Here is an 8,772-nt window from a genome sequence, read left to right on the forward strand (position 1 = left end):
CTGTATTTTTATTCATTTTTGTCTCTAAACTATCTCCCCTATACAGCCAAACGACTATGCTGGAGCTCCTCGGAAATCAGGCTATAGGCAACAACTTTTTTTCTGTATTGTTTTACCACATCAATACGATCACGATAACTGTATACAATAATCCTGACGTTTATTTTCCCCCGCTTCACATCCATTATGATGGGTGTGCCGGCTTTCCGTGGCGATAAAAAATTCTGTTCGTTCCCAGGATGGATATAGTGCTTCTTGATAAAAATTCCTTCGTTAAATTGATTAATAAACTTTACTTTTTCCTGGCCTTCCAGTTTCTTATCTCCAAAGGTAACGGTGACGTCCTCCTCTTTAAGCTTGGAATGTGTTTCAAATTTGCTGAGGAGCCAATTGACAGTACCCGTTGGCAGGCAGGTTATGACTATTTTTAATAAACTAACGAGTATAATTGGAATTAAAACAGCCCATGTCACTTCTCATCATCTCCCTTAGCTAATTAAGCCCGCCAAATATAGATTCCAAGCGAAGTGAGAGCAATAAATATAACCACCACATATATTAAAGTTAAATTTGCTGTATTTCTCTTAGCCGAATTGTGATAGTCCTCGTCTGATTTGCCTGTCAGCAGCAACGTAGAAACAACAGCAAGAATTAAGATCAATATCACTAAACCTAGCATCACTTTCATTCAGCACACCTCTGCTTACTTCTGAATCGTTATTTTACTTAACTCAATGATAACCTACTAACAGTATAAAATAACCATCCACTGCGGCATAAATTTCCCCATCCACTTTACCACTTCTTCCGAATGAATGAGTTTGGAAACCGCAGTATGATTACCCTCACTCCTAAACCTAAAAGAAGCCGTCAAAGACAACGACAAGAGTAGGATTATTGGTCAATTATTCATAAGGTAGCATTGCATAATTATAAAAAAACAAATCGACTTTATGCAATAATGTGTTTAATTATTATTTTGAATCAGTTATAATTATATTGGTCGAACTATTCAAACAGTTGACCCCCTACTTTGAGCTTAGAGTATTCTAGGCTCTCTTTTTTTAAAAATATAGTCTAGAAGGTGATAAAGCGGCTCCGCTTTCGTTGCTCAAGTGAAAAAGAAAATAGGAGTATTTTGAAGACCAAATCATTTGGAAAATTAGAAGAAGCATCGTTTTTCTGTAATAACTGCTAATCATTTCTTTTTTATGAGTTACCAATTCCCTAGTGAGTTCCACTCACTAATCTAATAGATATTACAGACAGATACCTCCTAAAATTAAGCAAAAACAGTATGTAATATACAATTATTTCAAATTTTTCTCTACTTGACAAAACCTACATATTCCACTAAATGACGCGAAAAAGGAATGAAAAATCCCTGTAATGTTACAGGAATTTTTCATTAGAAGATTCTTATAATTTTTGATATATACCCCTATCAGATTATTCCTAAGAAGGACAATTGCCTTATTTTTATATCTTCAAGTCGAGCTGAATATTTTATTTGATTATATCTAGTGTCGACATTGACGTAGTAGCAGTGATGCTCTTCACCATTTGTAAGGGTATATCTTATCTCCTCCTTCCCACTTTATTGCATTAAGAAAGCTTGTGGAGTCTGCAGAGAATAGATTACACTACAGGAGCATTTCATCTGTTAAGTCTAATCCGTGAAAACAGACATTAGGGTGTTTTTACTTAACCTGTTGGTTTACTTGTTATTGTTAATAGTATTATGTTCTACGAGATTCTATTACTTCACTTAATAGAGATAATAGACAATTTGCATGCAGTATTGCTTTTTAAAGTTGTTTATTTTTTGGTTAATAACGTACGCAAAAAGTTGCTTGTTTTGAATGTCACTGACATGAGCATTGCAGCTGCGAATAGTACACGTAACTCCCACAAAAAAATGAATAGAAGTCCCTCGCAAGGGACGAGGGGCTTCCATTTGAACTTATGATTCTGCCTTTACAAACACCGTTTTAATAGAAGTAAAGAATTCGATCGCAGCCTGACCCTGTTCCCGCGAATGTGAACTGGATTGCTTCATTCCACCAAATGGAGCTTGAAGTTCAACACCTGCTGTTTCCGCATTAACTCTTACAAGTCCGGCTTCCATTTCGTTAATGAAAGAGAACATGCTACTAATGTTTTTCGTGTAGATAGATGCGCTCAAGCCAAATTCTGTATCATTTGATAGATCTAATGCTTCCTCTATGGAATCAAATTTAATAAGTGCAAGAACTGGTCCAAATATTTCTTCACGGGCAATAATCATGTCGTTTTTGACATTTTCGAACACCGTAGGCTGTACGTAGAAACCGTTTTCAGTTCCGTTTTCTGCTGGTCTTTCTCCGCCATATAGGAGGGTCGCTCCTTCGTCCTTCCCTTTTTGTATGTAGGATAGGACCGTATTTAATTGATTTTCGCTAGCGCAAGGTCCCATCCACGTTTCCCCTTGCATTCCGCATCCAATTTTTAGTGCACTTACCTTAGACAACAGCTTTTCCTTAAACTCATCATACACGTCATTTTGTACGAAAACACGGCTTGTTGCTGTACATTTTTGTCCTGTCGATCGTAGGCCCCCGCTGATCGTACCTTCAACAGCAAGATCAAGATCTGCATCCTTTGCAATAATAACAGGATTTTTACCACCCATTTCGAGTTGGTATTTTGCACCGCGAGCGAGTGCTCCTTGTCCAACCCTTTTACCTACGGTATTTGAACCTGTAAAAGTGATGCCATTGATATCTGGATGTTCAATTATCCTCTGGCCAATAACGCTTCCTGGGCCTGTGACCAAATTTACGATTCCTTCTGGGATACCTGCTTCAGCAAAACACTCGATTACTTTTGCTGCCGTAACCGCAGTTTCCTGAGCTGGTTTCAGCACAACCGTGTTTCCGTAGATAAGTGCTGGGGCCATTTTCCAAATCGGGATAGCTACTGGGAAATTCCACGGTGAGATAACACCCACCACACCAAGAGGAACACGCGTGGTATACATGAGGGCTTCACTATCAGTAGATGGAATAACGTCACCAACTTTTCTAATTCCCTCGCCGGCATAATAGCGAAGAATGGCCACCCCACGGGCCGTTTCCCCTTTGGATTCTGGGAATGTTTTCCCCATTTCTTTTGTCATTGTTTCTGCAATCTCATCAAGGCGGCCTTCCATAATATTGGCTACTTTATATAAATAGTCGCCTCTTGCTGCTCCTGAAAGTTTGCGCCATGCCTTTTGCGCCTGCTTAGCCGCTGCTACGGCTGCATCTACATCCTGACGAGAAGAAGACTGGACGTAGCCTACGATTTCTTGTTTATTTGCCGGGTTTATGCTGCCAGTCACTTCGTTTGTCGATGACAAAGTCCATTCTCCATTAATGAAGTTTTTATAGGTTAAGACACTATTTTCAGCAATATTTACCATTCTACTTTCTTTCCTCTCTGTTGATTGATTTGAACATCAGTTTACCTAAAGCTTAAATAATAGACGGATACTATAATCCTTACCAAAAATTTGTGTTGATCTATTAAGGCTACTCAAAGGGTTATGAACACACGATTGGGGTATGTTTAATAGGTGCCTCACCTGGCCAAAACAAATGTATCGTTTGTATTGTTTATATCTTTGTAAAGCTCATTTAAATTTCCATAATAGGCATTTTCAATGATCAGTTCAATATCAGCAGGCTTTGTCAGTCTTGGGTTAATGAGTACGTTTCCGCTCCTCATTGAATCTTCCACTAATTTAGACAAGTATTCCAATGAGACGCCCAACTCCTTAATATTTAAAGGAATCTTCATGGCTATATTCATTTCAACAACAGAGTCTATTGCTGTTTCGGCAGCCTCTAAAGTGGATAATCCGCGAACATCCTTTCCTAAAGCAATTGCAATATCTTTATATTTATCGGCACATGCCGGCAAATTAAATTTCATGACAAAAGGCAATAGCGCTGCATTTGCGATACCATGCGGAATGTTAAAGACTCCGCCAAACGTATGAGAGATCGCATGAACATTTCCTAAGCGTGACTGAGAAAACGCCACTCCAGCCATCATAGAGGCTACCAGCATTTTTTCCCTGCTTTCGATATCCGTCCCTATGAAGTAAGATTTGGTTAAATTTTCGCCAATCATTTTAATCGCCTGCATCGCGAATCCCTGGCTCACTGGGCTCGCTACTTTGGACGTATAGGATTCTATTGCATGGGTTAATGCATCCATCCCCGTCGCGGCTGTGATTTCTTGTGGTAGATTCAAAGTAAGATTCGGATCCAGTATGGCCAGAGTTGGAAATAACATCGGGCTAAGAACTGCTAATTTAAAGTGAGTTTCTCTGTTAGTCACAATAGTGGAATTCGTAGTTTCGCTCCCTGTGCCTGCCGTAGTCGGTATTGCGATAATCGGAAGCGGTGGCCTCTTAATTTTACCAACCCCTTCATACTCTAATATATGGCCGGGGTTGGTAGCCATCGTGGCTATTCCCTTTGCAGTGTCAATGCTGCTTCCACCCCCAACAGCCAATACTGCGTCACTTTTAAATTTCTTAAGTTTTTGAGTACCCCTATGAATGGTTTCTGCAGAGGGATTCGGTTCTACCTCATCATACAAATTATAATCCATGTTTGATGCAAGAAGGGATTTCTCAATTCCTTCTAAAAGTTTGGCTGCACGGACTCCCTTATCAGTTACGATGAGTACTCTAGTAGCTCCCAATTCTTGAATGAATTCTCCTGTTTTTTCAGATATACCATTGCCAACTTCCACTCTCGTCGGCATAAAATACTTATATAATATTGAAGACATTGGTTTTAACTCCCTCTCTACACGGTTATCTCAGATTGTGATACTCTTTTTTAATTTATTTTTTTAATATTGGATTTTTAATATATGGTTTGATTAAAGTAACCATTTTTACTTATTTAAAGGAAGAGGGGATATAGAACATTTTCCATATTTTGTTTAATTCCATATTTCTGTTTAAAATGATATGATCCGGACCCCCTCATATCTTATTGTGGATACAAGTAAAATACCTTTTTGCACATTTGGATTCAGTCTTTTGTCACTATAAGTGAATTAACTAAATTTCTTATTACCTGTTGTAATGACCATTTAAAAGAAATGCGAACCCGAAAGTATATCCTCTTTTATTACTTCGTTATGACGTTTGGGTAATCGTAATATTCAGTTTTTTCGTTTTCTTTTTCCAAATCTAGGTCCCTTGTTTCTTTAGCACTAAAAATTGCTATAAGGGAAATTAAACCGATAAACATCATGTAAAGAGCAACAGGTACCCATGAATTGTTAAAACCATTCATCAACGCTGTAGCAATCAATGGTGCCGTGCCTCCGGCCAATGCTGCCCCAATCTGATAGCCGACAGTTACACCTGTATAGCGAACATTTGTAGGAAATATTTCAGAAAACAACGTCCCAAGTACAGCAGTAACTGGCGCCCATAATATACCTAAACCAATAATTGTCGCAATAGTTAACCATAGGGTGGATTCTAACGAGAGTATATAGAAGTATGGAAACGCATACAAAATTATTGCGATCGTTCCGCCAATGAACAGGGGTTTTCGGCCTATTTTATCAGAAAGAGAACCCATAAATGGTATCGCAATGGTCGTAATGATTGTTCCAATTGTAACGGCATTAAGCACCGGTGTTGCAGTGAATCCAAGGTGCCCAGTTGCGTAGGCAATAATAAACGTCGAGAAAATGTAAAACGGAGCCGTTTCTCCTGCTTTTAACCCAACAGCAATTAATACAGATCTCCAGTTGTAACGGAAAGTATCGATGAGCGGAACTTTGGAAATATTATCACTCTCTTTTGCTTCTTTAAACGCGGGTGTTTCATCTATTCCATTACGGATCCATAACCCAAGGAATACGAGAACAGCACTTAAAATAAACGGAAGGCGCCAACCCCATGCCAAAAATTGGTTGTCAGGTAATGCAGTCATGAGGGTTATGGATATCGTTCCGAGAAGTAATCCAATTGTAACTCCCATTTGAGGCACACTTCCAAAGAAACCTCTCCGTCCTTTAGGTGCATACTCAACTGCGAGTAGCAAGGCACCACCCCATTCTCCACCTATCCCAAGCCCTTGTATAAGTCTTAAGGAAATAAGTAAAATTGGTGCCCAAATACCAATTGTTTCATAAGTAGGCAGCAATCCAATTAAAACTGTGGCGCCACCCATTAATGACAACGTAAGAACAAGTGTCCGTTTTCGGCCTATTTTATCGCCGATATGGCTGAAGATGACCCCACCTAACGGACGAATAAAAAAAGGAAGTGCGAACGATGCATAAGCAATAAGCAATCCAACTACAGGATCTGCGGTAGGAAAGAATATTTTATTAAAGACCAGCGCGGCAAGAGTACCATAGAGAAAGTAATCATACCACTCGATCGAGCTACCTATTAAACTCGCCACAAGTGCTTTTGTTGATGTCTTTTTAGATGGCTGTTGTTTTTCCATCAATAGAATTCCTCCTTTTAGCTACCCTCGATCTTTAAAGCTTCGTAGGTAGCCTGATATAAACTAAAAACCAAACAATTCGTTAGACAGGGAAGGAACAACTCATAAATTCAATTAGTTGCCGCTTCAACCGGGATATCATATGCTCACAAAAAACAACTTCCTTTTCTTTAAAATTTTCCTATACTGCATTTAAAACTATTGCTTGAAAAGAACCCGAAGCACAAGTCGGACTTATGAGTTAAATTTACCTTTAAATCAAGATCAAACAGAAGCCCGGATAATGGTATAGTTTAAATGTGAACGTATACTTCCTTGTCTTCAATAGAGACATCGAATCGTTCCACTGTTACTTCATAGCTCTTAGTTCTCTTCTTCGGATCGACGACCATGCACCCCGTTTTAATTTCGAATTCCCATTGGTGCCAAGGGCACCGTACAATCTCGCCTTCACGTTCATGAACAAAGTTGCCCGGACCTGTAGAGTTGATAAACTCTGTCGTAATACCTGAACAAAGAGCAGCTCCCTGATGAGGGCAGGTGTTACGGATTGCAAAAAACTCCCCGCCGATATTATAAACACCGATGCTGCGTCCGTTCGCTTCAATTATCATCTTACCTCCTTCAGGAATCTCAGATGCTTTTCCAACTAAAAATGCAGTCATCACTCAGTCCCCTCCTTGTTTTTTTCTTGCTGGCAGACCATATAAGTCAGCGGCATTTTGATAAAAAATTCGTTCCCATAATCCATCATCAAGTTTGGGAAATGTCTTGAGAGGTGAATCAAAATCCCAATGCGGATAATCACTGCAATATAATAAAGTTTCATCCGCATAAACAGCATTCATCATTTGTCGGAACATTTCTTGATTTGGCGTCGGCTCAAGTGGCTGTGAGGACACTTTAATGTTACTGCGGAAATACTCACTAGGTGGTTTTTTCACCCATGGTGTCTGAAAGCGTAATGCTTTCCAATCCTCATCCAACTTCCATAAATAAGGAGCCAGCCAAAACACGCCTGCTTCCTGCAGCACGACCTTCAAAGTAGGGAATTTCTCGAATACCCCTTCATAGATAAAGCTTGCTAAATGTGCCGCCATAACCTGTGGTCGGGTTGCTCGGTACTCCGGATAGTAGGAAACCCAACCTGCCCCTGTCGTAGGTGGGTTCATGCCAACACCTTCCATTAGAACATGAATGGTAAAAGGCAGATTATGTTCGACGCAAGCTTCATAAATCGGATGATAGTACCTATTTCCATAGGGCTTATCAGCTCCGCTCGCTACAATAACCTGCACCATGTCCGCGTGTGAGCCGACACGATGAATCTCTTTTGCAGCAAGCGCAGGTTCCTGCTTTGGAATAAACACTGATCCTTTCAGCCTACGGTCTCTCCCAAGCCAATGCTCCAAAGTATATTCATTAATCGCTGAACTGATAGCTGCTGCATAATCCACATCAGGCGATGCTTGACAAGAGTAATCACTACCGGTTAATATGCCGTATTCAACATTAAATGGATCCAAATATTGAGAGCTCATGAAATCAAGATTGCTACCAGGGAAGCCGCCGTCAGGTGGGATTGAGTCTGCCCTTTGACCAACATTTGTACCACCGTTTAAATATAAAGAACCAGGAAGCCGCCACCCCCATAAATCGATCTGGTCGCGGTAGACTCTTGGTAAATATTTTTTAATTTCTTCTAGCGACGTATAATTATGAATGTCACTGTCTATAATTGTGCGTTTCGTTTTTGATATTTGTTTTTTCAGTTGTTTTTCTTCAGTTACTTCCATTTCATTTTTCACTCCTTTGTGCGATGTAATATCTCTTTACTCCTAATTTTTTCATTAATCTAGAAATCCAAAAAACTTTCAAATACACAAGATTAGTAGATTTTTACTGTAAATCTGAATTATAGAAGCGAAATTACATTTCGAGATTCATAGGATGATTAGTATCCAATATTTACACCTGCTCTTGTCGAAGTTAAAGGGAATCAAAGATTGTATGTAGTGTATCCGCTTCCATTTATTCCGTTGAAAAAATTGCACAATTTTTTTCTATCCTCTAATTGTTTTTATCTTTTCATTCTCTTGCCCCCTAAATTATCATTTTGGTGAATGTTATTCACTAAAGTGATTATATTTTAAAAAAAAAGAAAATTCAATATATTTTCTCGGTTATTTTCTAACTAGTTTTCAGAGAGGTCTCAATCCCCGTAGTATTTATTGGATAAGAGGTTAAAAGAGTGCTAACT

General features: G+C 39.2%; 6 protein-coding genes. All 6 read right to left on the reverse strand.

Annotated elements, in window-relative coordinates:
- Positions 1-38 precede the first annotated feature (38 nt).
- The 6 genes from AC6CHU_RS24115 to AC6CHU_RS24140 all read right to left on the reverse strand — a co-directional run bounded on the left by AC6CHU_RS24115 (position 39) and on the right by AC6CHU_RS24140 (position 8,308).
- A complete protein-coding gene (locus tag AC6CHU_RS24115; RefSeq protein WP_159871041.1) occupies positions 39-473 on the reverse strand; it encodes a YfmQ family protein in 435 nt (144 codons plus the stop codon).
- 1,490 nt (positions 474-1,963) lie between these two features.
- The gene (gucD, locus tag AC6CHU_RS24120) at positions 1,964-3,442 is read right to left on the reverse strand and encodes an alpha-ketoglutaric semialdehyde dehydrogenase GucD (protein ID WP_498122983.1); all 1,479 of its coding nucleotides are present in this window, start codon (positions 3,440-3,442) and stop codon (positions 1,964-1,966) included.
- 158 nt (positions 3,443-3,600) lie between these two features.
- Entirely contained in the window at positions 3,601-4,824 is a 1,224-nt protein-coding gene (locus AC6CHU_RS24125) for an iron-containing alcohol dehydrogenase (RefSeq protein ID WP_498122984.1), read from the reverse strand.
- A 347-nt stretch (positions 4,825-5,171) separates the two neighbouring features.
- Positions 5,172-6,512: an MFS transporter gene (locus tag AC6CHU_RS24130; protein ID WP_498122986.1), complete on the reverse strand. Its 1,341-nt coding sequence runs from the start codon at positions 6,510-6,512 to the stop codon at positions 5,172-5,174.
- Positions 6,513-6,805: 293 nt separating this feature from the next.
- Positions 6,806-7,177, reverse strand: coding sequence for a Rieske (2Fe-2S) protein (locus AC6CHU_RS24135; RefSeq protein WP_498122987.1), 372 nt, complete (start codon positions 7,175-7,177; stop codon positions 6,806-6,808).
- Positions 7,178-7,180: 3 nt separating this feature from the next.
- A complete protein-coding gene (locus AC6CHU_RS24140; protein WP_498122985.1) occupies positions 7,181-8,308 on the reverse strand; it encodes an amidohydrolase family protein in 1,128 nt (375 codons plus the stop codon).
- Positions 8,309-8,772: the final 464 nt, after the last annotated feature.

The sequence above is a fragment of the Cytobacillus sp. GQ23 genome, from assembly GCF_059758675.1.

Bases quoted from the DNA above. Each gene is read 5' to 3' on its own strand.
- AC6CHU_RS24135 (WP_498122987.1), bottom strand. From the start codon at position 7,177: ATGACTGCATTTTTAGTTGGAAAAGCATCTGAGATTCCTGAAGGAGGT.
- AC6CHU_RS24130 (WP_498122986.1), bottom strand. From the start codon at position 6,512: ATGGAAAAACAACAGCCATCTAAAAAGACATCAACAAAAGCACTTGTG.
- AC6CHU_RS24140 (WP_498122985.1), bottom strand. From the start codon at position 8,308: ATGGAAGTAACTGAAGAAAAACAACTGAAAAAACAAATATCAAAAACG.
- gucD (WP_498122983.1), bottom strand. From the start codon at position 3,442: ATGGTAAATATTGCTGAAAATAGTGTCTTAACCTATAAAAACTTCATT.
- AC6CHU_RS24125 (WP_498122984.1), bottom strand. From the start codon at position 4,824: ATGTCTTCAATATTATATAAGTATTTTATGCCGACGAGAGTGGAAGTT.